The sequence below is a fragment of the Nocardia sp. 852002-51101_SCH5132738 genome, from assembly GCF_001665695.1.
In the GTDB taxonomy this organism is placed as follows: domain Bacteria; phylum Actinomycetota; class Actinomycetes; order Mycobacteriales; family Mycobacteriaceae; genus Nocardia; species Nocardia nova.
Window position 1 is genome coordinate 1 of sequence record NZ_LZML01000211.1, and the last position, 24,235, is coordinate 24,235.

Annotated in this window: 24 protein-coding genes and 2 pseudogenes; 12 read left to right on the forward strand and 14 right to left on the reverse strand. The window is 67.9% G+C overall.

What is annotated here, in order from left to right; all coding sequences use genetic code 11:
* Positions 1 to 122 precede the first annotated feature (122 nt).
* Positions 123 to 680 carry a hypothetical protein gene (locus A5789_RS33455; protein ID WP_064902426.1) on the reverse strand — a complete coding sequence of 186 codons (558 nt, stop codon included), beginning with the start codon at positions 678 to 680 and terminating at the stop codon, positions 123 to 125.
* 713 nt (positions 681 to 1,393) lie between these two features.
* Here A5789_RS33455 and A5789_RS33460 point away from each other — a divergent pair.
* From A5789_RS33460 to A5789_RS37100, 3 genes are all read left to right on the forward strand, one after another.
* Positions 1,394 to 2,272 (forward strand): helix-turn-helix transcriptional regulator, encoded by an 879-nt coding sequence (locus A5789_RS33460; RefSeq protein ID WP_064902425.1) that lies wholly within the window; start codon positions 1,394 to 1,396, stop codon positions 2,270 to 2,272.
* Complete coding sequence (locus tag A5789_RS33465) at positions 2,269 to 2,481, forward strand: DUF397 domain-containing protein (protein ID WP_064902424.1); 213 nt, start codon at positions 2,269 to 2,271, stop codon at positions 2,479 to 2,481. The genes A5789_RS33460 and A5789_RS33465 overlap by 4 nt, the downstream gene beginning before the upstream one ends.
* A 254-nt stretch (positions 2,482 to 2,735) precedes the next feature.
* Positions 2,736 to 2,879, forward strand: coding sequence for a hypothetical protein (locus tag A5789_RS37100; RefSeq protein ID WP_156747587.1), 144 nt, complete (start codon positions 2,736 to 2,738; stop codon positions 2,877 to 2,879).
* A gap of 26 nt (positions 2,880 to 2,905) precedes the next feature.
* Here A5789_RS37100 and A5789_RS33470 read toward each other — a convergent pair whose 3' ends face one another.
* Entirely contained in the window at positions 2,906 to 3,241 is a 336-nt protein-coding gene (locus A5789_RS33470; protein ID WP_064902423.1) for a cupin domain-containing protein, read from the reverse strand.
* A gap of 72 nt (positions 3,242 to 3,313) precedes the next feature.
* Here A5789_RS33470 and A5789_RS33475 point away from each other — a divergent pair, with 72 nt between their 5' ends.
* Positions 3,314 to 4,264, forward strand: coding sequence for a GlxA family transcriptional regulator (locus A5789_RS33475; RefSeq protein WP_064902422.1), 951 nt, complete (start codon positions 3,314 to 3,316; stop codon positions 4,262 to 4,264).
* Between the two features lie 31 nt (positions 4,265 to 4,295).
* On the opposite strand, the gene A5789_RS33480 is transcribed toward A5789_RS33475, so the two are convergent.
* From A5789_RS33480 to A5789_RS33500, 5 genes are all read right to left on the reverse strand, one after another.
* Positions 4,296 to 5,543, reverse strand: coding sequence for a cytochrome P450 (locus tag A5789_RS33480; protein ID WP_064902440.1), 1,248 nt, complete (start codon positions 5,541 to 5,543; stop codon positions 4,296 to 4,298).
* 11 nt (positions 5,544 to 5,554) lie between these two features.
* A complete protein-coding gene (locus tag A5789_RS33485; protein WP_063011230.1) occupies positions 5,555 to 6,808 on the reverse strand; it encodes a cytochrome P450 in 1,254 nt (417 codons plus the stop codon).
* A 171-nt stretch (positions 6,809 to 6,979) separates the two neighbouring features.
* The gene (locus A5789_RS33490) at positions 6,980 to 7,714 is read right to left on the reverse strand and encodes a MerR family transcriptional regulator (RefSeq protein WP_064902421.1); all 735 of its coding nucleotides are present in this window, start codon (positions 7,712 to 7,714) and stop codon (positions 6,980 to 6,982) included.
* A gap of 29 nt (positions 7,715 to 7,743) precedes the next feature.
* The gene (locus A5789_RS33495; protein WP_197516791.1) at positions 7,744 to 9,132 is read right to left on the reverse strand and encodes a serine hydrolase; all 1,389 of its coding nucleotides are present in this window, start codon (positions 9,130 to 9,132) and stop codon (positions 7,744 to 7,746) included.
* Positions 9,133 to 9,193: 61 nt separating this feature from the next.
* Positions 9,194 to 9,388 carry a hypothetical protein gene (locus A5789_RS33500; protein ID WP_064902419.1) on the reverse strand — a complete coding sequence of 65 codons (195 nt, stop codon included), beginning with the start codon at positions 9,386 to 9,388 and terminating at the stop codon, positions 9,194 to 9,196.
* Positions 9,389 to 9,564: 176 nt separating this feature from the next.
* Here A5789_RS33500 and A5789_RS33505 point away from each other — a divergent pair, with 176 nt between their 5' ends.
* On the forward strand, positions 9,565 to 10,425 hold the full coding sequence (locus A5789_RS33505) for a haloalkane dehalogenase (protein WP_064902418.1): 861 nt from the start codon (positions 9,565 to 9,567) through the stop codon (positions 10,423 to 10,425).
* Between the two features lie 401 nt (positions 10,426 to 10,826).
* Complete coding sequence (locus A5789_RS33510; protein WP_155525648.1) at positions 10,827 to 11,270, forward strand: hypothetical protein; 444 nt, start codon at positions 10,827 to 10,829, stop codon at positions 11,268 to 11,270.
* An 11-nt stretch (positions 11,271 to 11,281) separates the two neighbouring features.
* On the opposite strand, the gene A5789_RS33515 is transcribed toward A5789_RS33510, so the two are convergent.
* Positions 11,282 to 12,082 carry a nuclear transport factor 2 family protein gene (locus A5789_RS33515; RefSeq protein WP_064902416.1) on the reverse strand — a complete coding sequence of 267 codons (801 nt, stop codon included), beginning with the start codon at positions 12,080 to 12,082 and terminating at the stop codon, positions 11,282 to 11,284.
* Positions 12,083 to 12,182: 100 nt separating this feature from the next.
* Between A5789_RS33515 and A5789_RS33520 the strand changes: the two genes are divergently transcribed.
* Together A5789_RS33520 and A5789_RS33525 are read left to right on the forward strand one after the other, a co-directional pair.
* The gene (locus A5789_RS33520; RefSeq protein WP_155525647.1) at positions 12,183 to 13,037 is read left to right on the forward strand and encodes a class I SAM-dependent methyltransferase; all 855 of its coding nucleotides are present in this window, start codon (positions 12,183 to 12,185) and stop codon (positions 13,035 to 13,037) included.
* An 89-nt stretch (positions 13,038 to 13,126) separates the two neighbouring features.
* Complete coding sequence (locus A5789_RS33525; RefSeq protein ID WP_064902415.1) at positions 13,127 to 14,074, forward strand: NADP-dependent oxidoreductase; 948 nt, start codon at positions 13,127 to 13,129, stop codon at positions 14,072 to 14,074.
* An 8-nt stretch (positions 14,075 to 14,082) separates the two neighbouring features.
* On the opposite strand, the pseudogene A5789_RS33530 reads toward A5789_RS33525, so the two are convergent.
* The 3 genes and pseudogenes from A5789_RS33530 to A5789_RS33540 all read right to left on the reverse strand — a co-directional run.
* A pseudogene (locus A5789_RS33530) lies at positions 14,083 to 14,454 on the reverse strand (LLM class flavin-dependent oxidoreductase); the annotation flags it as partial.
* Between the two features lie 106 nt (positions 14,455 to 14,560).
* Positions 14,561 to 14,899, reverse strand: coding sequence for a ferredoxin family protein (locus A5789_RS33535; RefSeq protein WP_064902438.1), 339 nt, complete (start codon positions 14,897 to 14,899; stop codon positions 14,561 to 14,563).
* Positions 14,899 to 16,494: an FAD-dependent oxidoreductase gene (locus A5789_RS33540; RefSeq protein WP_064902413.1), complete on the reverse strand. Its 1,596-nt coding sequence runs from the start codon at positions 16,492 to 16,494 to the stop codon at positions 14,899 to 14,901. Before A5789_RS33540 ends, A5789_RS33535 begins: the two co-directional genes overlap by 1 nt.
* A gap of 244 nt (positions 16,495 to 16,738) precedes the next feature.
* Here A5789_RS33540 and A5789_RS33545 point away from each other — a divergent pair, with 244 nt between their 5' ends.
* Positions 16,739 to 18,067 carry an LLM class flavin-dependent oxidoreductase gene (locus tag A5789_RS33545; RefSeq protein WP_064902412.1) on the forward strand — a complete coding sequence of 443 codons (1,329 nt, stop codon included), beginning with the start codon at positions 16,739 to 16,741 and terminating at the stop codon, positions 18,065 to 18,067.
* A 27-nt stretch (positions 18,068 to 18,094) separates the two neighbouring features.
* Here the strand turns inward: A5789_RS33545 and A5789_RS33550 are convergent, their stop codons facing one another.
* Together A5789_RS33550 and A5789_RS33555 are read right to left on the reverse strand one after the other, a co-directional pair.
* Positions 18,095 to 19,471: a lipase family protein gene (locus A5789_RS33550; protein WP_227462815.1), complete on the reverse strand. Its 1,377-nt coding sequence runs from the start codon at positions 19,469 to 19,471 to the stop codon at positions 18,095 to 18,097.
* Positions 19,468 to 19,683, reverse strand: a complete 216-nt coding sequence (locus A5789_RS33555; protein WP_064902411.1) for a hypothetical protein — start codon at positions 19,681 to 19,683, stop codon at positions 19,468 to 19,470. The genes A5789_RS33550 and A5789_RS33555 overlap by 4 nt, the downstream gene beginning before the upstream one ends.
* Positions 19,684 to 19,923: 240 nt before the next feature.
* On the opposite strand from A5789_RS33555, the pseudogene A5789_RS38155 reads away from it, so the two are divergent.
* Together A5789_RS38155 and A5789_RS38160 are read left to right on the forward strand one after the other, a co-directional pair.
* Positions 19,924 to 21,330: pseudogene (locus tag A5789_RS38155) on the forward strand (MFS transporter); the annotation flags it as partial.
* Positions 21,331 to 21,348: 18 nt separating this feature from the next.
* A complete protein-coding gene (locus tag A5789_RS38160) occupies positions 21,349 to 22,275 on the forward strand; it encodes a collagen binding domain-containing protein (RefSeq protein ID WP_227462816.1) in 927 nt (308 codons plus the stop codon).
* Between the two features lie 39 nt (positions 22,276 to 22,314).
* Here the strand turns inward: A5789_RS38160 and A5789_RS33565 are convergent, their stop codons facing one another.
* Positions 22,315 to 23,175: a helix-turn-helix transcriptional regulator gene (locus A5789_RS33565; RefSeq protein ID WP_064902409.1), complete on the reverse strand. Its 861-nt coding sequence runs from the start codon at positions 23,173 to 23,175 to the stop codon at positions 22,315 to 22,317.
* Between the two features lie 170 nt (positions 23,176 to 23,345).
* Between A5789_RS33565 and A5789_RS33570 the strand changes: the two genes are divergently transcribed.
* The gene (locus tag A5789_RS33570) at positions 23,346 to 24,185 is read left to right on the forward strand and encodes an SDR family NAD(P)-dependent oxidoreductase (protein WP_063011256.1); all 840 of its coding nucleotides are present in this window, start codon (positions 23,346 to 23,348) and stop codon (positions 24,183 to 24,185) included.
* Positions 24,186 to 24,235 lie beyond the last annotated feature (50 nt).

Here is a 24,235-nt window from a genome sequence, read left to right on the forward strand (position 1 = left end):
CACACCTGTCAGCACAACCAACCAAATGAAAGGGCCACGGCGCTACACGCCGCCACCACCCATTTCGCAACAGCCCGTTTTCCGCATAAGTGACGGAGGTTTGCACGAAAAGTTCGGCCACATCAGTCCACCTCGTCCAGTGCCGACAGCGCCGCGCTCGCGGCCAGTCCGGCCAGGCAGCCGGGGAAACAATCCCGGTGGATCTCCCACAATCGGCGCGCACAGTCTCGTTCGAGGTGGGTGGGCTCCCAGGTGCAGTCGTTCACCGGTGGCGGCTCCACGACATACGGTTGCGTCATTCCACGCAGCCACAACCGAGGTGGTGCGACCGTGGCCAAATCGAAGTCGGCGGTCACGCGTTCGGGCAGATCGTCGATGTGGGCCAGGTCGAACACGAGGATGGCCGCCGCGCCCATCCCCGCCGCGATCGCGAGGATGTCGCCGATCGGGTCGCGCATCCCCTCGGGTGGGCGCAATGTGCACAGCCAGCGAAATCCGAGTCGATGAGCGAAACATTGGATTTCGAGGTCGTGCGCCGCTGCGTCGGGACCCGAGATCTCTGTACGTACCAGCCCGACAGCTTTGCTGCGCGCGACCGACATCACTGCCAGCGCACCGGCGACCTTCCGCAGCGCGGCCAGCGATTCCGCCTCTTCACCGGTTGCGCTCCAGCCCGTCATGTCCCGGTCCTTCGCGATCGACGTTCGAACAGCAGCCCGTCCGACACGGCCGGGAAGGCGATGGCGAGGACCCTCGTCCGGTGCGGATCTCGCGCCGTGATCAGGCGAGCATGCGGCGCCTTCGGATGCAGCGCCTCGCATCGGGTTCGCATCTTTCACCGAAGGTTCTCCCCTCCTGTCACCGGTGCGCAGCCGGCCGAGGCGGCTATGTCTGCCCAGTAATCACGCTTTACGTTGTCCCACAATCGATTCCACTTCGGATGCCGTTCACGCGCCTGAGCGAGGTCCGTACCGGGCGCGAACGTCGCAACCTGCCGCGGTCGCGCGTCCGCATCGAGCACGGCCGTTATCTCGATGCGGCCGAGAGGATTTCGCGTCGATCGCCATACCGCACGCAATCCGTCGGCCTCGGTGATACGCTCGCCAACTGCCGCGTGATCTCGTCCGTGTGTGCGTGCCAACGAATCCTCCAACTCGGGCCGTTCCACTCGATCTGCTGTCATCACTGCGATGCCTCGGTTCGATGGGAGGGGCCGACGCTGTGCAGCAGGCTCGGCCCCAAAAGCGTTCCCAGCACAGTGAATTGACGGCGAGCTCACAAGCAGCGATGGATAATCCGTTCCGATTCATCAGAAGTCCAAGCTCGTCGTCCCAGAACCGCGCGGTGCCCATCCACAACCCCGGATCGCCGCATCCAAAGGAGGCAGCTCGTCATGGTGGATATCAGTTCGACGCTCCCCCGCCGTCAGCTCGGACGGTATCTGCGGGAGCTACGTCAGGGATCCGGACTGACGATCGCGGAACTCGCGCGCCGCATCGAACGCGGCGCCACGACGGTCCAGCGGCTCGAGACCGGCACCGCCGACCGGATCCGGTTGTGGGACGTCGACGCGATCTGCCAAGTCTGCGGCGCCGACGAGACGACAACCGAGGCGCTCAAAGGGCTTGCCCAGCAGGGAAACAGCAAGAGCTGGTGGCATCAGTACGGAGATCTGATACCGGTCAGCTTCGACGTCTACATGGGCCTGGAAGCAGCTGCCGCGAAGCTGATTTCATTCCAAGAACTCATACCTGGGCTGCTTCAGACACCCGACTACGCGCGAACCGTCACCCGGCAGGCGCATCCGTCGGAATCGGACGGCGAAATCGCCCGTCGGGTCGAGATGCGGGTGCGTCGCCAAGTTTTGCTGACCAAGAAGTCGGATCCCGTACCGGCCGACATCATCCTCGACGAGTCGGCGCTGCACAGGGTCATCGGGAACCGGCGAATCATGGATGCACAACTGCGCTACCTCGCCGATGCCGGAACTCGACCCAATATCCGAATCCGAGTTCTGCCCTTCGCCGCCGGCCTCCCGCTGGGTGACTTGACCGGTCCTTTCACGATCCTGAGCTTCGGAGAGTCCGGTGACGGCCGCCCGGTCGAACCTCCCGTCGTATATGCCGAGGGTTATACGGGAGCGATGTACTTCGACGATGCAGATCTCGTGCAGCGGTATCGCACTGCGCACGCGGCCCTTGGACAGGTAGCGTTGAACGAGCAGGACAGCAGAAAATTGCTGCGGGACAAGGCAAGGGAGTTCGCGAAGTGAGCGCTGATCTATCCACGGCTCGCTGGTTCAAGAGCAGCCACAGCGGCGGCAGCCAGGACTGCGTCGAGGTCGCCTTCCTCGCCGACGGCATGGTCGGTGTGCGCGACTCCAAGAATCCGACAGGACCCGCACTCGCCTTCACTCCAGCGGACTGGGATGCCTTCACCGCCGCCGTAGAACACGGCAGGCTCACCGATCCGACTGCCTAGCGGCCCCGCCGCGCATATTCGCAATCCCGTCACCGGCCACCGATTGTCACGCGTCTCGTAGGTCACGACCCCAATGAGACGCGTGCCGATCGACACCGGAGATGCGAAACGCTCCCGAATCCGCGCTGCGCGCAAACCAACACCGGGACACCGAGCGTTCTCAGGCGGCTTCTTCGTGAAGCTGTAGCCGGAACAGCCCTCGCGAAATGCTCTCTACGCCCGGGTTCCAACTCGCTTACACGCTTATCCCCAAAGTGAAGCCTCCGGACCCCGGCATCACCGTGCTGCACCGCGCCAACTACGTCCTGGCCGGCGCCTGGCCCCCCACCCACACCGGTGCGGTGACCATCAATCACCCGTTCCCGATCAGTATCCCGTGGTCCGACCTGGAGTTCTGAGCCGATTGCGGCCGTCGAGGACCTGACTACCCCTCGGGATAGAAGAGGAACAGGGTGCACCCCGTCTCGCTCGCCGGAACATGCCAGCTTCCCGCCGGGGCGTGGATGAAGGTGCCTGCCGGATAGTCGCGCGCGCCGTCGTTGAAGGTGCCGGTCAGGACGTAGACCTCCTCGGGTCCGGGTTCGTGCACGTCGCGGCGGGGCCAGGAGGTGCCGGGGTCCATTTCCAGGACGTGGGCGTGGGCGCCGTTGTCGCCTTTCCACAGTCGGCGTTGCCGGATGCCCGGGAAAAGTTCGCGGCTGGGCGCGTCTGCGAGGTTTGTCCAGGTGTAGCCGGGCTGGGCGAGGATCTCGGGGTTCATGGCTGCCACGGTGCCGGATGCCGATGGGTCCTCGACAGTGTCTGAGATGACGTCGAGGGGTACATTCTTGCCATGCATCGTGTGGTGGCGTTGGTGCGGCCGGTGCAGTCGACGTTCGAACTCGGTTGTGCCGTGGAGGTTTTCGGTACCCCCAGAGAGGGGGTGCCGCAGCACTACGAGTTCGAGGTGTGCACGGAGGCGCCGGGCGCGGTGCCCACTACTGCGGGCTATGCGATATCGGTGACTCGGGGGCTGGCGGCGCTGGACTCGGCGGATACCGTGATCATTCCGGGGTGGCTGCCGGTGGAGACGCCCCTGTCGGGTGCGGTGCGGCGGGCGCTGGTTCGCGCGCACGGCCGTGGGGCGCGGCTGGTGACGATCTGTTCCGGGGTGTTCGCGTTGGCGCGGACCGGACTGCTGGACGGGCGTTCGGCGACGACGCACTGGGCGCGGGCCGGGCATTTGGCGCGGGAGTTTCCGCGGGTTCGGGTGGAGCCGGATCGGCTGTATGTGGACCATGGCGATGTGGCCACGAGTGCGGGGGCGGGTGCGGGAATCGACCTGTGCCTGCACCTGGTTCGCACGGATCACGGGGCCGCGCATGCCGCACTGATCGCGCGGCACATGGTGATGCCGCCGCATCGGGATGGTGGTCAGGTTCAGTACGCGCCGCCGTCGCCGGTCGAGGACGGATTCGACGGTCTACTGCAATGGGCCGAGGCGCGGCTCGAGACATCGCTGTCGGTCGCCGATATGGCCGCGCATATCAACGTCTCCCCGCGGACGCTGGCGCGCCGGTTCGCCGATCAGCTCGGTACCAGTCCGGGCGGGTGGTTGCTGGAGCGTCGGGTGGCGCGGGCGCGAGTGCTGTTGGAGGACACGGACTTACCGGTCGACGCCATCGCCGTCCGGGCAGGGCTGGGCTCGGCGGTCAATCTGCGCCGCCGCTTCCGCGACCAGGTCGGCACCACGCCGGGCGCGTATCGGCGCGCGTTCCGCACACCGACCGCCGGCCCCGCGTAGATATCGCCTCTCGCACAGGCAGTCTCGGCGATCAGGATTTGTGCGCCGTCCGGTGAACCGGAACCTCGCGATGCCCATTGGTGACAATGCTCGGAATCGGCCGCAGCTCAGCAGGATCCACCGCGAGTTCCATATCGGGGAACCGCGTGAACAGAGCAGGGAGCGCTATCGTCGCCTCGAGCCGCGCCAGCGGCGCCCCCAGGCAATGATGCACCCCGTGCCCGAATGCGAGGTGTTCTTTCGACCGTCGCCCGGCATCGAACGCATCGGCGTTGTCGCCGTGCAGTTTCCGATCACGCCCCGCACCGGCCAGGGACGCGATGATCACATCTCCCCGGTTGATCCGCACATCGCCGGGATCACCGGCGATGTCGATGTCTTCCACCGCGAATCGCATCGGCATATGCGCCAGCGGCGCATTCCATCGAAGCCCTTCTTCGACCACCTCCGCCCACGGAATCTGTTCTGCGAGAGCGGCCTTCCGCTGTTCCGGATGGGTGAGCAGGCCGATAATGCTGTGGTCCAGTAGATTCGCGGTGGTTTCGTGGCCGGCGGTGATGATCAGCAGCAGTGTGTCACGCAACTCCTGTTCGTCGAGCCGTGATCCGTCCGCGTCGTCGTGGGCGTTCATCAGAACCGTCGTGAGGTCGTCGCCCGGGTTCTCGCGCTTGTGCCGCAACAGTTCCTCCATGAGGACGAACAGTGCCCCGAAATGCGCACCGACCTCGGCGGGGTCGAGGCTGGTATCGAGAATTCCGGCCGCGTGGATGCGCAGTTGATCATCCATCCCGTCCGGAACGCCCATCAGTTCGCCGATGACGCGAATCGGCAGCGCGGTGGCGAAACCCGCACGCAGATCGACGATTTCGCCGTCGGTGACAGCGGACAATTCGTCGAGCAGTTCGGTGACGAACGCTTCGATCCGCGGCCGGAGTGCCTGGGTGCGTTTGTTCGTGAACGCCGGTGCCACGAGTTTGCGCAGCCGCTGATGCTGCTCGCCGTAGGTGGTGAGCATATTTCTCGCCGCCACCCACGGAAACATCACCCAGTCCGGGCCGATCTCACCGTCGATGAACCGCGGCCAGTGCTGATGTGCGTCCTTGGAGACACGCGAATCGGTGAGCAGCTGCCTGAGCACGGTGGCGTCGGTGACCGACCAGGCCGGCACGCCGCCGGGCAGCACCACCTGGGCGACCGGGCCGCGAGCGCGAATACGGGCCAGCTCGCCCTGGATGTCGGCGGCGCTGGGATCCAGCCCCAGCGGCTGCGTATCTGTCATCGGACCCTCCATCAGGTGAGACGCATCGGCGGGCATGCGGGAAACACCACCGGCAGGGCTGCCAAGGCGCGGTGAAACTGCCCGGTCCTCCAACTTAGTTGCTGCGCAGGAACTTCCGGGCGAATATCCGGAAGCGCATCGAGTAGCAGGTCGACGGCATGCCGCGCGATCGTCTGCGCGAGCTGCTGCGCCGGGCACGAGTGCGGGCCGACTCCCCACGCCAGGTGAGACCGGTTTCCGCGCCGGTCACCGCCGACGATACGCGGATCGGTGTTGCATGCCGCCAAGCTGACGACCACCGGCTGATCGGCGGGCAACCACACGTCGCCGATGAGTTGCGGCTGTCTGGGATACGTCATGCAGAAATTGGCCAGCGGCGGGTCCGCGAACAGCACCTCGTCGATGGCATCGCGGGTGTCCATGGCGCCGCTGAGCACGTTGCCGCCGTACTCTTCGTCGGCCATCAACAGCAGCAGGGTGTTCAGGATCAGATTGCAGGTCGGTTCCGTGCCCGCCGAGAACAACAACGCGGCCTGGTTCACCATCTCCATGGGGTCGAGGCCCTCGGGGTGGGTCAGCAGTCGCGAGGTCAGGTCGTCGCCGGGGCGCTCGCGCTTCTGCTCGACCACCGCGAGCAGCGCCTCGATGAACCGCTGCTGACCTTCTTCGGCGCCGACCCCGTCCAGCATCGCGGCCATCCCCTGGTAGGCCGCCGATGCGGCGTCTTCGGGGAAGCCCATCAGCTCACTGAGAACCCGGAAGGTCAGCGGGAAGGCGTAATCCATCCGCAGATCGGCGGTGCCGCGCTCACAGAAGGAGTTGACGAGAGCGTCGGCCGCGCGTGCGACCGCGCCGTGCACCTTGTGCAAATTGACGGTGTCCAGCGCGTCGGTGATCGTGCGCCGGTAACGGGCATGTTCCGCGCCCGCGGTGCGCAGGGCGTTCTGCCGATAGCCGAGCATCGGGGTCACCGGGCAGTCCGGCGGAGCGTTCTTCTCCCATCGGCGCGGATCGGCGGGAAAGCGAGCCTCGTCGTTCAAAATTTGCAGCGCTGCTTGATATTCGATCACCAGTGTGGCCGGCACACCGGGCGCCAACTCGATCGGCACCAGCGGCCCACGGCTGCGCATGGATTCGTAGGCGCGGTGCGGGTCGGCCGCGAATTCGGTGGTGTCCAACCGGATCTGTGGTTCGGCGGAATGCGCCGGAGAACCGTGATCGGCCGGCCGGGCGCTGCTACGTACCGCGTCTGCGTCGTTCAGCATGCTTCCCCCGCGCGAGATGTTGCGTGTCCTGTCCGATGTCCTGCGAGATTGCCTGCCATTCGTTGTATGGGCACGGCCGACACCCTAGCGGAAACCGTTGTAATTCAATGTTTTTGACAAAACAGACAGCACGGTAGTTTGTTGCGTGCAGGTTGCTGCGGCGAGCTCCCGTCACTTCCCCTCGTCCGGCTCCCGCATCAGCTCGGCGAGCCGATCCCACGCCGGGGACGTCGCGCCCGGCTGCGACCGGACCGCCAGCTGGGCAATGGTCGCATCGTGGTCCGGGACGACGGTCGTCGCATTGTCCCTGCGCGCGAACCACTCTCGCGTCCGCGCCGCCAGCTCGGGCAGGCGCGGGTCCGCCGGGGAACAATCGTAGACCGCGTCGTAGTCGAGATAGATGGCGCGGAATTCGGCATCGTCGAGCAGTGTGCGCTTTTCGGCGATCCATGCGGCGGCCGCCGTGGGTGAGGCGGTCTGCATGAGGATCCAACCATCGCGTTCGAGTTGGATCTGGCGTTCGCTGACGCCGAGTTCGCGCAATTCATCGAGGTGGTCGGCGACGTCCGCGGACACATAGAGGCGGTCCCCGCCGCGCAGCTGGGTGAGTTGCTCCCGGGTTCGCCGCAGCTGCTCGATGCGTTGTTCGAGGTCGTGGTCGATCTCGGTGAGGGCCGCCGCGAGGGCGCCGGGGTCGGCGTCGAGCAGATCCTTGACGCGGGCCAGCGGCACCCCGGCGTGGGCCAGTGTTCTGATCTTGACCAGGTCGATGGCGTGCTGCGCGGTGTAGCGGCGGTAGCCGGAGGCGTCGCGGTCGGGTTCGGCGAGCAGGCCGCGCTGGTGATAGTGGCGCACGGCCTTGACGGTCACCCCCGCATAGTCCGCGAGCTGTCCGATCGTGAGCATAGGAGACATCCTTCCGCGCGCCGGGACGATCAGGAACGCCGGGTCAGGCGGCCGCCGGCATTGCGGAAGCGGGCGCGACCGTCGCGAATGTCGTGGTAGGAGACGAGCAGCAACCGCAGGTAACCGTCGAAGATCTCCGGCGGATAGCCCGCGGGGGCGAACAGGCCGGGCCGGACCGGGACGTAGCGTTGCGGCGGCGCCGAGGTCGCGCCACCGGCGAACGCGGTGAAGATGCGTTCCTGCGTCGCGTCGTCGGGTTCGTAGGTCACGCGCTCCTCGAGCTGCCCGGACCGGTAGGTGCCCGCATACGGGGTGAGGTCGACGTCGGTGTCGAATGCATCGACGAGCGTGGGGATTTCGATGCCGAGATGCTCGGTCAGCAGCCACCGCAGCAGCCGGTCGTGCAGCAGGATCGCTCCCGAGGTGTTGCCGAAGGCGGTGAAGACCAGGTCGTGTTCGGGGACGACGCACAGGATGGACACCCCGCCCGGCGACGCGCCCGACATCGCCATCACCGTGGTGGCGCCGAACGGGTATCGCACCCACCCCAGTCCCATCGGCGGGACGTTCGGGGTGTTCATATCGTGGGTCACTCGTTGCATCGTCGCGGTCGACTCCGCGGACAGGATCCGGGCGCCGGTCGGCGCGACGCCACCGGCGAGGTGCGTGCGTCCGAACGCCAGCAGGTCGGCGACCGTGCCGATCGGGGTGCCGCCGGCCGGCCCCCAGGTGTCGGGAAGCATGAACATGCCGGTCGGCTCGACGCCCCCGGTTTCCGGATCGATGAAATGCCCGACCGCCGTGCTGCGCAGAATCGCTTGTCGCGCAGAGGTACTCGAGTTCGTCATGCCGACCGGTCCGAACAGCTCCCGCTGGAGCAGATCCGGATAGGACGTGCCGGTCACCACTTCGAGCAGTCGCCCGGCGACGATCATGCCGCCGTTGGAGTAGCTGAGCTGCTCGCCGGGTTCGAACAGCGTGGCACACCTCGCGAGGCCCTCGACGTAGTGTTTCAGGGCATCGCGGCCCTCCGCATCGGGGAAGAACAAGTCCGCATCGATGCCGTTGGTATGTGAGATCAAATGCCGGACAAGGATTTTGCCAGCGGCGCAAGGATCACCGAGCGCGAATTCGGGCAGGTAGTCCACCACCGGCGCATCGAGTGTCAGCAGCCCGCGTTCGACCTGCTGCAGCACGAGCGTGGTGGTGAGCACCTTGGTGACGGAACCGAAGAGAAAGCCGGTGTCGTCACGCATCGGAGCGCCGGTCGCGAGGTTCGCGGTCCCGTGCGAGACGACGACCTGCTCGCCCGCGTGACAGACCCCGGCGACGTAGCCGGGAACCTGGTCCGACTCACAGAAGGCGGCCACCTGCGGACGGATCCGGTCGGCGACGGTGTGCAGTGCGTTGTTGTTCATGCGAACCATCGTCGAACCCTGCCCCAGGGTCAAGGTCAAGCCGAAGACGGAACTTTTCCGTTCAGGGGATGTGGTAGACGCATCCGCCCATGCCGAGATAGTCACGGAACTGGCAGATCAGATTGCTCAGCGCATCGGCCGAACCCGAGGACGAACCCGTGCCGGTCGTCGCCGCGGATGCGGACGGTGCGGTGGCTGCGAGCGGCAGTGCCAGCGCGGCAGCGGTCAGGACGGTGACCGCGAATCGCTTGCTCATGGGAATTCTCCAATTCAATAGGTGTTAGGGCCGACTCCGGCCCTGGTAACACCTCGAAGCGTAGGAAGCCCTCGAACACCGAAACAGCCCCGAGTTTCCAGGTCTCGCGATCAGGGTGATTCGGGTCGCAGCGCGCGCCGGGCGGCCGGGATAACCTGGCCCGAAGGGAGGGCAGCATGATGATCGAATTCATTCCGGACAAGAGTCTGTACCCGTTCGAATCGCACTGGTTCGACTCGTCGGCCGGGCGCGTGCACTACATCGACGAAGGTTCCGGGCCGGCGATCCTGTTCTGCCACGGGTCTCCGACCTGGAGTTTTCTCTACCGCCACATCGTGACGGGGCTGCGGGATCGGTATCGATGTGTCGCGGTGGACTATCCGGGGTTCGGATTGTCCGAGCGGCCCTCCGGTTTCGGTTATACGGTCGCGGAGCACACCGCCGTGCTCGGCGAGTTGATCGATCATCTGCGGCTCGACGATTTCATCGTCATGGGACAGGATTGGGGCGGGCCCATCGGGTTGGGCGCGGCGGTGGCGCGTGCAGATCGGGTACGGGGAATCGTGTTGGGTAACACGGTGTTCTGGCCGATCGAAGCAATGGCGAACAAGGCGTTCAGCGCGATTATGAGCAGCCGTCCGATGCAGCGCCGGATACTCGAGCAGAATTTTCTCATCGAGCGCGTGCTGCTCTCGGAATTGGGCCGCACGCTCAGCGCGGCCGAAGCCGAGCACTATCGCGCGGTGCAGCCCTCCGTCGAGGCGCGGTGTGGGCTCGCGGTGATGCCCGGCGAAATTCGTGCTGCGGCCCCGCTGCTGGCGCAGCTTTCCCGAGATGTTCCCGCGCTCCTCGGAAACAAGCCGGCGCTGGCGGTGTGGGGGATGCGCGACATGGTGTTCCGGCCGAAAGCATGTCTGCCTCGCCTCCGAGCCGCTTTCGGCGATCTGGAAATCGTCGAATTGCCGGATGCTCGGCACTTCATCCAGGAACAGGCGCCGGATGCGATCGCGACGGCCATCGCGAATCGCTTCCGGTGAGGGGGCGCGTCCCAGGAAGACGCTGTTCACCATCGGATTGCCGACGCGCCGTCCGACACACCGCGCGGCGAACCGAACCGCACAAAGACCTGCATGGCTGTAGGTCGAACGGCTTATTGTGGACGCCGCCCAGCCCGGCGATAATCGGTAGCCGTTCTGCGGCAAGTCGGCCGACCACTCGAACCTGATGAGACCGTGAGGGTTTCGGAAAGCGTGCGATGAACAGGCGTGCACTTCTTTCACCGTTCGTCACGATGTCGATCTGCTTGCTGACGATGGGCGTTGTCGGGTGCGGTGGTTCGGCCGGCGAGACGGTCGGCGACGGCCAGCCAGTATCCGATGGTCGGAGCGTCGGGACGATTTCGCCCGCAAGCACTTCGGTTGCGTTGTCCAATATGGCCGTGCCCGGCACAGCGGTGGCCGATGCCCGCACGTACTTCGCCAACTCCGGCGGGATCGACGGCTATTACTTCACCACTCCGACCGGCCGGTGGCATTGCGCGATCATCGTCGGCGGTGAACCGCACATGGCCGGGTGTCAGCCCTCGACGAACACCGGAGCGGGGATCGGGGTGAAAGGTGCTCCGACGGTCGAGAGCAACTACTCCCACAAGCAGGTTCCGCCCGACACGATTCTGATCGAGCGGGGCGGCGAACCACGTTTCGCCGTGCTGAGGCAAGCGGTGTTCCGGCTGGCATCCGGGCAGGCAAAAGTCCTGCCCTACAACACATCCCTGTCGGCCGACGGCTTCACCTGTACGGCCCGAGATTCCGGTGTGTCGTGCGCAGACGATGCCTCCCGAAAGGGCTTCACCTTCTCCACCGAAGGCTTCTCGATGAATTGACGCGAACCGGTTCAGTCCTCGGCGACGAAGCCGCGCAACGCGACCACCTGCCGGCCGTCGACCTCCAGCTCCGCGATACCCCGTTCGGCCGGGGTGCGCACGCTGACGGTCACGAACCGGCCCGCCGCGATCGTTTTGCCGACCTCGAGCCCGCGTACCCGCTTCACGAATTCGGCGTGCCCCACATCGGAACCGGTCGGCCATTCCACCACCGCGCGCGGGCTGAGTACCGCGCGCACACCGGCGACATCGCCGCGACCGGCCGCTTCCAGCAACCCGGTGGCGGCCCGCTTTCCCGCCGCGCCGACGCGGACGAAACCGCGGGTGAAGCCCAATGCACCGCCGACGCCTTGGTTTCCGAGCAGCTGCGGGGCGAGTTTCGCGGCCGCGCCGAGCCCGCGACCGCCGGCGGCCAGGAGTTGACCGACCATGACCGATAGCTCCCAGTGGGCGTAGAGGCGGCCGATCTTCCATTCGCCGCCGACCTCGGTCAGGTCGTAGCGCAGGTGCATCGGCACGTGCAGCGTCACACCGGTGGACATGGTGGTCGCGAGGGCGAGGTCGCGAAAGACCGTGGTACCGCGCACGACGTCGTGGTCGACGTGGAAGACGATGTCGTTGGGACCGATGAAGGTGTCGTAGAACCGTTCGATCGCCGCGCGGCCGGTGTGCGGGCGCGAGCCGACCGGATCCTCGACCCGGCCGTCGGGTGCGAACAGATCCACCCAGGCCGCGCGATCGTGCACCGCGACCGCCTGCGGGGATCGTTCCACCGTGGCGAGCAGCTCCGCCGCCGACGCATTCGCGGACATCGTTCCTCCAGACTCTCGACTCCCTCCAATCTATAACCTGTTCCAGTTTTGCACGGACTAACCAGCGAACCACCGGCAAGTGCGCGTGACGGATCTCGCGATGATCACGTCCTGGCCCGGGCGTACGGTGACCGGTATGCAGGTCGGGCAACCCAGCACAACCGCGATGGCCACCGCGCAGGCACGGGCCTATCACCAACTCGCCGACGAACCACGGATCTTCACCGATCCACTGGCGGTGCGACTCGTGGGCGAGGACGCGGCCCGCAACAATCCGTTCGACAAGGGCGTGGATCCCGAACTGGCCCGGCGGCGCCGGCTGTTCCTGGCCACGCGCAGTCGCTTCGCCGACGACACCGTCGCGGAGGCCGTCGCCGACGGGACCCGCCAGGTGGTCGTGCTCGGTGCGGGCATGGACACCGCCGCCTACCGCAATCCCCATCCGGATGTGCGCTTCTTCGAAGTCGACCATCCCGACACCCAGGCGTGGAAGCGAAATCGCCTGGCGGAAGCGGGAATCGAGGTGCCGGACTCGATGACGTTCGCCCCGGTGGACTTCCACCGCGACAACCTCGCCGACGCGCTGGCACAGGCCGGACTGGATCGCGCCCGCAGCGCGGTGTACGTCTGGCTCGGCGTGGTGGTCTACCTCGAACACGCGGCCATCGCCGAGACGTTGCGCTATATCGCCGGCCAGGGCGGCGGTGCGGTCGTGGTGTTCGACTACTCCTACCCGCCCGACGAGGGGCAGCAGGCACGCGGGAAACGCGTTGCGGCCGTAGGCGAACCGTGGATCAGCTTCTTCACCGAGGAGCAGATGCGGAGCGAACTGGAGTCGGCCGGATTCACCGACATCGAGGATCACCCGGGGATCGCATTGGTTCGGTCCTACGCCGACCTCCCCGGCACCGGACCGGCACTGTCGGGCCCGCATCTCATTCGCGCGCGGACCTGATCCGAGCTCACGCACCGCCGTCCCCGGAACAATCACCGGCAGACGACGGTTGCCCCGAGAGAAACACGACTGCGAACTCGGGAGGTGCGATGCTGGCGATCGGATTCGAGAAGCCGGGTGGTCCGGAGGTACTGCGACCGGTCGAGGTGCCCGAACCGCACGCCGGCGCGGGTGAGGTGCGGATCCGGGTGGCCGCGGCGGCCGTGAACCCCTCCGACACCGTGACCCGGTCCGGCATGGCCCACGATCGCTACCGCGAGGTGACGCCGCCGTACGTTCCGGGATGGGACGCCGCGGGAATCGTCGACGAGGCCGACCCCGAGACCGGCTGGCACAGTGGCGACCGGGTCGTCGCGATCACATTGCCGGTGCTCGCCGGTGGCGGCGCCTATGCCGAAAAGATCGTGGTACCCGCGACGCAGGTGGCGAGCCTGCCCGAGGGAAGCGACTTCGTCTCCGCCGCAACGCTTCCGATGAACGGTCTCACCGCCTGGTTCGCCTTGGACGCGCTCGACCCGCGAGCGGGTCGCACGATCGCGGTGACCGGGGCAGCGGGCGCGGTCGGCGGGTACGTGATCCAGCTGGCGAAAACGCGCGGCTACACCGTGATCGCCGACGCGAAACCGGCCGATGAGCAGCTGGTCCGCGACTTCGGCGCCGACGTCGTCCTGCCGCGCGGCGACGACCTCGCCTCGCGCATCCGGGCGCACGCTCCCAACGGGGTCGACGCGCTGATCGACACCGCGCTGCAAGGCGATGCGGTACTCTCGGCGGTACGCGACGGCGGCGCGTTCGTCATCCTGCGGCCCGCGGCCCTGGGCGGCGGGGCCACACCGGAGCGCGGTATCTCGGTCCACCTCGTGATGGTCGGCGATCACCTGGACGAACCCCATGCGCTCAGCGAATTGAGCCGCCTCGCCTCCGAGGGCGCGCTGACCCTGCGGGTGGCCCGAACCTTCCCCGCCGAACAAGCCGAGCACGCTCACGAACTACTCGAAGCGGGCGGCGTCCGGGGTCGCATCGTCCTCGAATTCTGAAGGGCGCGTTATTCCTTCCGGGGCGGCAGGGGCGGCAGCTCGAGGTTGTCGCGGAAGGTCTCGCCCACGTGGTCCGAGCCGACGATGCCGCGGCGGCGAAGTTCGGGGAGCAGGCCCGCGAGCAGGAAGTCGCGGTTGCGCGGGTCGTCGAGCCCGCCGAGGCCGATCACGTCCAGAACGCCGGCGTCGTAGCGTTCCTGGATCGCGTCGGCGAGTTGACCGGGTGTGCCGGCCGCTGCCCAGTGGCCGGTGTCCTTGGCGGCGATGATCAACTCGCGCAGCGTTTTTCCGGATCGAGCCAGGGCGGTGAAGATCTCCACGCGGCCGCGACGCCGATTCACCGCGTGCGCATCGGGCAGCAGCGAGTCCGGGATCGGCCGGATCATTTCGGGCCGATCGGGAATTACGTTGCGAGCCAAGTTGTTTCATGGCGTCGCGCAAGAGCCGTTCACACCCGGCGAGCGATGTCGGCCGTCGCAGACCGGGTCACGGTGCCGAGGGTCGCGGCGCCGGGCCGGGCGGAAGTTCCGGGCCCACCGCCGTGAGACTGCCCGGCCGACGCCCCTTCCCCCAGCCGATCTCGCGCCGGTACGCGCCGATGTGCTCCCGCGGCAGCTCGTGTCGCGACGGCAGCGGCGTGGACTGCGGGTCCACGTACAGTGCGTCGGTCGGGCAGTACGCCTCACACATGAAGCACGTCTGGCAGTCCGATTGCCGTGCGATGACGGGGATTCCGTCGCTGCCACGATCGAAGACGTTCGTCGGGCAGACGTCGACGCATTTGTCGCAGGCAATGCAGGCCTGGGCGTGAACCAGTTCGATCATCAGGCCACCGCCGCGACCGCGGATACGTCGGCCGACCGCAACGCCGCCGCCACCGTCCACACCTCGTCGAGGCCGCCGCTGAGGATGTGGTGGTGCTGCGCGGGATCCAGCGCCGGATGGTCGGCCCACTTGCTCATGCCGCGAGATTCCGTGCGTGCCAACGCCGATCGGTACATGAGCCGCCCGACCGCGGTGATCGCGGCGGCCTGGCGCGCCCGCACCCGCTCGGCGCCGGTGGCCCGCAGCCCCGCGGCCGCCTCCGCCCACACGGCGTCCAGGGCGGCCAGTGCCGGACGGACCCGATCGCCGTGGCGCAGATAGTTCTTCTCGACCGGCAGCAGTTCGGCGCGTGCCGCGGCGAGCACCTCGTCCGCACCGATGCGTCCGGAACCCGTGGGCCGCAACCCGGTTCGCCCTGCGCGGGTCAGACCGTCCGGACGGCCACCTCGCTGTGCGAAACGCGCCGCACCCCGCCCGGCCCAGCTGCCCGACGACATCGCCCATGCCGCATTGTGACTGCCGCCCCCGGTGAATCCGCCACAGATGCGTTCGCGGGTGGCCGCGTCGCCCGCGGCATACAGCCCTCTCACCGAGGTCGCGCACTCGTCGCCGACCACCTCGATCCCGCCGGTCCCCCGTACCGTTCCCTCGGCCAGCAGATCCACCTCGAAACGCTGGGTGAACGGGTCGATCCCGCGGCGGTCGAATTGGAGGAAAAAGTTCGGCTGTCCGCGCCGCATCTGCTCCCGCGTGGTTGGGTCCGCTCGATCCAGTTGCGCGAATACCGTCTCCTGCAACAGAGTTCGCGCGATGACCGACCGTCCCTGCACCGATCCGGCGCCCTCCAGAATGCTGCCGTCCTCGTGGAAGAAGGTGGCGTATCGGTAATAGGCGGTCTTGGTGACGGTCGCGCCCTTCGCGGCGATGCCGTAGGCGTTGGAGAACTCCATCCCGGAGAATCGTGCGCCCACCTCCGCGGCCATCAGCGCGCCGTCACCGGTGTCGACGTTGGTGCCCAGCGCGCGCGAGAGGAAGGCGCAGCCGCCGGTGGCCAGGACCACCGCGCCGGCGTGCACGCGGTAGTCCCGATGCTCGCGCAGCAGGTAACCCGCCGCGCCGCGGACCGTGCCTTCCCGGTCGACCAGTAGTTCCAGGGCCGGGGCGTGGTCGACGATCCGCACGCCCAGCCGCCGCACCCAGGCCCGCATGCGGCGCATGTATTCCGGGCCCTGCACGCCGGTGCGAATCGGGTTGCCGGTGTGCGGGTCGACCGGGAACGGGTACCTGCCTTCCTCGCCCAACCGATGCATATTCGCGTAGGTCTGATCGAGCACGCGGTCCATCCAGTGGTGGTCGGCGAGGAAGCCGCCCAATTCCTCGCGACTGGCCTTGGCCGCCGCCCGGGCCGCCGGATCCGGCGCCACGTACCAGACACCGGTCCCCGCGGGTGCGGTCGCGCCGCTGGTGCCGCAGTACCCCTTGTCGACCAGCACCACCTCGGCTCCCGCCTCACGGGCGTGGATCGCGGCCCAGCAGGCGGCCGGTCCGCCGCCGATCACCAGCACATCGGCATCGATCTGCCATGCCTCGCTCATCGTCGTACTCCTTCGAAAACGGGGCCGAAACCGTTGCCGACACATGCCCGACAGAAATCCTCGCCGGTGCCCCGGCCACGGAGAATCCTTACGATCAGCAGGATTCTGTGGAGCGGCCGCGGACGTCGGCCGAGTTCGAATCACGCGTCGCACAAACCGTTTACGCGACCGCAGGCGTTTGGTTGACTGCCGTCGCCCGGTCCGGAGACCGGGATCATCGCGACTATCGGACGGGTGTGCTCGTATGAGTGAACGGCAACTGCATCTGAACGCCTTCATCTATCCCGCGGGCCATCACGAGGCCGCGTGGCGGCATCCCGACAGCCGCCCCGATCGCATCTACGACGTGACCTACTACCAGGAGATCGGCCGCACCGCCGAGGCCGCCACGCTCGATGCGGTGTTCTTTGCCGACGGGCCCGCGCTGCGTACCGACGTGCGCTACAACGCCGCGCCCGGCCTGGAACCGATCACGCTGCTCACCGCGATCGCCTCGGCCACCACCCACCTGGGCCTGATCGCGACCGCGTCGACGACGTATTACGAGCCCTACAATCTGGCGCGGCTGTTCTCCTCGCTCGATCACATCTCGGGCGGGCGCGCCGGATGGAATATCGTCACCACCGGAACCGATCTCGCCGCCGCCAATTTCGGCCTGGACCGCCACCCCGATCACACCGAACGTTACGCGCGGGCACGCGAATTCGTCGACGCGGTCGTCGGATTGTGGAACAGCTGGGACGACGACGCGGTGCTGCTCGACCGGGCCGCCGGCATCTACGCCGATCCCGGCAAGATCCATCGCATCGATTTCCGCGGCGACTATCTGCGCGTACGCGGACCCTTCAACGCCGCGCGCACTCCGCAGGGCCATCCGGTGCTGGTGCAGGCCGGCGCCTCCAACGACGGACGAGCCTTCGCGGCCCGCTACGCCGAGGCCATTTTCACCGCCCACCAGCGGCTCGAGGACGCCCAGACGTTCTACGCCGACATCAAACGCCGGGCGCGCGAGTTCGGCCGCGACCCCGAGCATGTGAAGATCCTGCCGGGTATCAGCCCGTTCATCGCCGATACCGAAGCGCAGGCGAAACAGCTGCAACGCGAATTCAACGAGCTGACCGTGCCCGAATACGGCCTCGGGCAGTTGGAAAGCCTGGCCGGGCAATCGCTGCGGAATCTGGCTCTCGACGAACCGGTGCCCGTCGAATTGTTCGCCGGCGCGGGCGATGTCACCGACAACGCGGCCAGCCGCCAGCAGGTGATCGCGGGCATCGTCACCCGCGATCGGCCCACACTGCGCGGACTGTTGCACCGGCTCGCGGGCGCACGCGGGCACCGCGTCTTCGCGGGCACGCCCGAACAGGTCGCCGACACCATCGAGGACTGGTTCCGCCACGGCGCCGCCGACGGATTCAACGTCATGCCGCCCTACTATCCGGGCGGACTCGAGGTGTTCACCGGCACGGTGGTGCCGATTCTGCGCAGCCGCGGGCTGTTTCGCACCGAATACACCGGCACTACGCTGCGCGACCACTTCGGGCTGCCGCGCCCCGGATCGCCCGCGGCGAACTGACGCCGAAACCGTTGCACTGCTTCGTTTTCAGCGTGTCGGGCATTCGTTCGGCGCGGGCAGGCCGCGCAGTCGCTGGTCGAGCCAGTCGATCGCGCCCGGGAATCCGGCCATCAGGGTGATGGAATGCTCGCCCAGCACGTTGCGGAATACGGCGGGCACGCCACGAGCGCACTGCGCGCGGAACAGATCGGTCGACTCGACCTCGGGAATCCAGATGTCGAGTATGCCGTGGTAGATGTACAGCGGCGCAGCGGATTTCCGGTCGCGCACGTCGGTGGCGGCGAACAGGGCGCGGGCCGCGTCGGTGTCGAGCGGATGGGCGGTGTCGGTCGCCAGCTCGATCGGCACACCGGTCACGCCGAGCGGTCCGTTGCTGTCGCCGCAGGTGTCCTTCACCGGGGAGGTGGCCAGCCACTCCCCCAGATGGTTCAGCTGATCCAGCAGTTCCGGATGCTCACGAGCGAAGGCCAGCGCGACGACCATCAGAATGCCCGACGCGATATTGCCGTTGAAGTGACGGGCCACCTCGCTGTAGTCGGTCGCCAGGCCGCCGACCGACACTCCGACGATCGACCCCGCCAACTCGGGCGCGTACTCGCCGAGCAGCATATCCGCCGCATAGGCCGCGATCGCGCCGCCGGAGTAACCGCCGATCGCGAACTTGCTGTCCCCCAGCGTCTTCGGTTCGACCGTCCGCACCGCGCGCATCGCGTCGAGGATCACGTGACCCGCGACATGCGGTTCGGCATAGGCCATCCACGGACCCTCGTGGTCGGGAACGAGCACTCCGTAGCCGTGCGAGAGGGCCCACCACGTGGTCGGCGGGAAGAGATCACCCGCACTGAATTTGGGATGCAATCCGTGCGCCAGGGCATACCCGGGGGTGCAGCGCAGGCCGAGCGAATTGATCGGGATGGCGTTCACCAGCAGCGGTCGCTGTCCGGGACCGGTCCAGTTCGCGGCGGGAATCAGCAGGGTCGCTGTGCCGAACGAGGGCGCACCGGTCGCGCCGGTGGAGCGGAATTTCAGCTGCAGTGCGCGGGCGATCGGCACCACGGCCAGCGGCGCGGCCGTGGCCGTCACATCGCGCACCTCGATCGGATCGCCGGGACGCATGGCGTCGAGTCCGGCCGGCCACTGATCGAACAGCGGATCGCCGGCCGGCGGCGACAACACCGCCCGCCACAGTGCGGCGAGTTCGGGCCGCAGCTGGGCATTGGGCGGCGACGGCGCGGGTGGCAGGTTCGGCGCCGGAATCGAACGATCGATCCACTGCTGCCATTCGGTCGAGTCCGTGGGCGCGGGGCCGTCGTCCGCGCGACTCGCCGGCAGGCGAACCGTCATCGACACCAGCAGGGCACATGCCGCGAGCACGACGAGCAGCAGCGTCCGGGCTCGTTTCACAGCAACCTCCACAACAGATCGACCAGCCCCGTTCCGGGGCGGTAGTGACTGGAGCCGAGATCGGGTTCGAGATACCCGCTGGGCACCACGATATCCCCAGCTGACGGCACCTGCGCGCAACTCACCGACGTGCCGCCGACAGCGTCGGCCACGACGATGCCGGCGGCGAGTACGACCGCCTGGACAATCCGCCGGAAAGGTCTCCGTCTCACGCCGAAAATCACTGTGCCCCTTTATGAACGACCGCCCCGACGCACGCACACCATACGGTCGGCCGCGACGGCGCAGCGCGCCTCCGGACGCGGTCGTTGAGAACTCACGAAACCGGGCCGTCGATACCGGTGCCCGGCACAACGATTCGAGAAGCGAAAAGGTCGCGTTTCATCAAATGTGCATGATGCACCCCATATGTATTATGCAAACGTCGGCTCGTGACATTCGAGGAGTAGGGCGTGGAGAAAGCACAAACCGCCGGGCGTTCCGGCGCGATACTGGCGGTGCTGGCATTCGCCGGCATCGTCGTCTCGCTGACGCAGACGGTGGTCGTGCCGTTACTCGGCCAGCTGCCGCAGATCCTGCACACCAGCCCGGCCAATGCGACCTGGGTGGTCACCGTGAGCCTGCTGGCCTCCGCGGTCACCACACCGGTGTCGGGACGGCTGGGCGACCTCTACGGCAAACGCCTGGTGCTGCTCGGCTCCACCGTGCCGCTGCTGATTGGGTCGGTGATCTGCGCGGTGTCCTCCTCGCTGTGGCCGATGATCGTCGGGCGCGGCCTGCAGGGTATGAGCGCCGGCATCGTGCCCGTCGGTATCGCCGCGCTGCGCGATCTGCTGCCGCGCGAGCGCCTCGGATCGGGTATCGCGCTCATCAGCTCCTCACTCGGTATCGGCGGCGCGCTGGGTCTGCCGATGGCGGCCGCGGTCATCCAGTACTCCGACTGGCGAGTGCTGTTCTGGACGATGGCCGCGCTCGCGGCGGTGATCGGCGTCCTGATCTTCACCCTGATCCCCGCCGCCCCACCGAGTTCCGCCACGACCGGACGGTTCGACGTGCTCGGCGCCCTCGGCCTCGGCGTGGGCCTGGTGTGTTTGCTGCTCGCGGTGTCCAAGGGGTCGAGCTGGGGCTGGGGCAGCGGCCTGACCATCGGCTTGTTCGTCGCCGCCGTCGTCGTCCTGCTGCTGTGGGGCTGGTGGGAGCTGGCCGCGCGCAACCCCCTCGTCGACCTCCGGGTCACCGCGCGGCCGCAGGTGCTGCTGACCAATGCGTCCTCGATGGTCGTCGGCATGGCTATGTACGCCCAGTCGCTGGTGGTGCCGCAGCTGCTGCAGCTGCCCAAGGCCACCGGATACGGCCTCGGGCAATCGATGATGGCCATGGGCCTGTGGATGGCACCGGCCGGACTCATGATGATGCTGGTCTCCCCCATCGGCGCCAAACTCTCCGCCCGCAGCGGGCCCAAGATCACCCTGATCGTCGGCTGCGTCATCATCGCCGCCGGATACGGGTCCTCGATGGCGTTGATGGGCAGCGCCTGGGGCCTGCTGATCGTGACGCTGATCATCAACACCGGCGTGGGATTCGCCTACGGCGCCATGCCGGCCCTGGTGATGGCCGCGGTACCGCAGTCGGAAACGGCCGCCGCCAACAGCTTCAACACGCTGGTGCGCGCGATCGGCACCTCGGTCGCTGCGGCCGTAGTCGGCGCGGTCCTGGCGCAGATGACGATCTCGCTCGGCGGGCATGCCGTCGCCAGCGAAAACGGATTCCGGGTCTCACTGCTGATCGGATGCGGTGTGGCCGTGGCCGGCGCACTGGTGGCGATGTTCATTCCGGGGCACCGGACGGCCGCGATCGCCGCCACCGCCGCCGTGGATATGGATGCCGAGCACAGCTCGCACCCGGCCGCGCACGTCGACGAGCCCGCGTCCGCGATCGGCGCGAACGCGGTGCAGCGCAACGACATCGGGCAGACCCTGCGCGAACCGGCGGTGTCCGGACCGGTCGCCTACGGTCGCGTCCACGACTCCCGCGGTGTGGCGCTGCCGAATGCGGTCCTGACCCTGATCTCGATGTCCGGCCGCCAGATCGGCCGGTCGCTGACGGATGCCGCGGGCTACTTCGAACTCACCGCCCCCGAACCCGGCTCCTTTGTATTGATCGCCTCGATCGACGGCCGCCGTCCGGACGCCTCCACCGTGCAGCTCGCGCACCATCCGGTGCCGTGCGATGTGGTGCTCACCGCGATGGCCGGACTGACCGGCACCGTCTCGCGCGATGACGACGGCACCGCCATTCCGGGTGCCCGGGTGTCGGCCCTCGACGCGCGCGGTGAGGTACTCGCCTCCGCGGCCACCGCCGACGACGGCGCGTTCGGCCTCGCGGAACTGCCCGAAGGCGATTTCACGATCGCGGTGAGCGCCAACGGCTTTCACCCGGCCGCCCTCCCGGTGCGAGCCGGTGGCAGCGAGACGCCGCGCCTCGACGTGTCGCTGCGCCCCTGCGCCCGCCTGCACGGCGTGGTGCGCGGACGCGACGGCCGCCCCCTGCCCGACGCCCTGGTCACCCTCACCGACTGGGACGGCACCGTGGTCGACACCATGGTCACCGGCCCCGACGGCGCCTACACCTTCGCCGACCTGCACGACGGCACCTACACGGTGGTGGCGAGCGGTTACGCACCCGTGCACACTCCCGTGGTGGTCGGCGCCGACACCGAGGAGCTGAACGTCGAACTGGGGCACGGCAATTCGAGCGAACACGGATCCGCCGACCAGCTGGCAAGCCGGTATTCGGGCAATTAGTTCCCGTCCCCCGTTCTGTCGAACGGCCTCGGGCACGCGTCAGGGAAGAGTCGCGGTTCCACCGGGCACCGACCAGCTGGCCAGCATGCGCAGCGCCTGCTGCGACGGGCTGCCCGGCTCGGTCGTGTACAGGTACAGCGTCTGGTCGGAATCGCCAGGGAGCGTGAGAGTTTCGTACTCCACCGTGAGCTCGCCCGTCACCGGGTGACGCAGCCGCTTGGAGCCGTGCGTCCGCTGCAGCACCTGGTGCTCGGCCCACCATTGCCGAAATTCACCGGCGGCGGCGCTCAGCTCCTCGACCAGGGCGAGCCCGGCGCGATCCTCGGGGTTGTTGCCGACATCGAGGCGCAGGCTCTCGACCGCCGCACGGGCCTGCGTTTCCCAGTCGAGGAACAGCTCGCGCGGCTCGCTGCCCAGAAACATCCAGCGCACGTAGTTGCGCTCCCTGGCGGGCAGGGCGGCGAAGTCGGTGAACAGGGCGTGCGCCATCCAGTTGCTCGCCAGCACGTCGGCGCGGCGGCCGAGGACGAGGGCGGGCACCGCGCCGAGGGAGTCGAGCAGCTGGTACAGGCCGGGGCGAACGCGCTGCACCGGCACACTGCGCCGGGCGATACCGCTCGGACGGCCGATCAGCTGCCCGAGGTATTCGCGCCCCGCGGCGTCGAGGTCGAGCGCGCGGGCGATGGCGTCCACCACGCCGACCGACGGTGTGATCCGCCGGCCCTGTTCGAGCCGGGTGTAGTAGTCGGCGGACACGCCCGCGAGCCGCGCGACCTCCTCGCGGCGCAAGCCGGGGACCCGGCGCACGCGGTTGTCGGCGAGGAGCCCGGCGCGGGCGGGATCGATCTGGGCGCGGGCGCGGCGCAGGAAGTCGGCCAGCTCCCGATTGGGCTCGCTCATACGTCCAGTGTCGCCGGAACCCGCCCGCGCTGCCTGGGTCGCCGCGTCCTACGTTCCGCCGTCCCAGGCCGAAGCGGGCCGGTTATACCGCCTCGACCAGCGGATACGGCGGCCAGACTGGGATCACCGGACCTCGGAGGGAGGTCCGCGAAACCCGAAGGAACGCAACGATGACCGCACCCGCAACCTGGTTCGTGACCGGCGCCTCCCGCGGCCTGGGCCTGGAACTGGTGAAGCAGTTGCTCGCCCGCGGCGAGAACGTCGCCGCCACCACCCGCTCGGCCGAGCGGCTGCTCGCCGCACTCGACGGCATCGACATCGCCCGACTGCTCCCGCTCACCGTCGACCTCGCCGACGAGAGCCAGGTGAGCGCCGCCGGGCGGCACACGCTGGACCGCTTCGGCAGTGTCGATGTCGTGGTGAACAATGCCGGCTACGGCTACCTCTCCGCAGTCGAGGAGGTGTCCGACGCCGACGCCCGGCGCATGTTCGACATCCAGGTCTTCGGCGTCTGGAACGTGCTGCGGGCACTGCTGCCGCACCTGCGCACCCGCGCTCGGGGACACGTCGTGAACATCTCCTCGGTGCTGGGCATCACCACGGTGCCGGGCTGGGGCCTCTATTCGGCCGGCAAGTTCGCGCTGGAGGGACTGACCGAAGCCCTGGCGGGCGAGGTCGCCGAGCACGGCATCCGGGTCACTCTGGTGGAGCCGGGCTACTTCCGTACCGATTTCCTCACCACCGATTCGCTGGCCCTGCCCGCTGCCACCACCGACGGCTACGAGTCCATCCGACGGATGACCAGCGAGCACCTCGCGATGCAGGGCACCCAGCTCGGTGATCCGGTGCGCGGCGCAGCCGCGATCCTCGCGCTCGTCGACCGCGGCGACGGACCGCTGCGGCAACTGCTCGGCTCCGATGCCCGCGCCTACGCGACAGCGAAGGTGGAGGCGCTGCGCGCGGATATCGAAGCAGGCGCGGAGCTGGCGCTCAGCACCGATACCCGATAGTCGGACCCCTAAGCTGCGCAGCGCGGTGTGCAGCCGGGCCGTGGCGACGG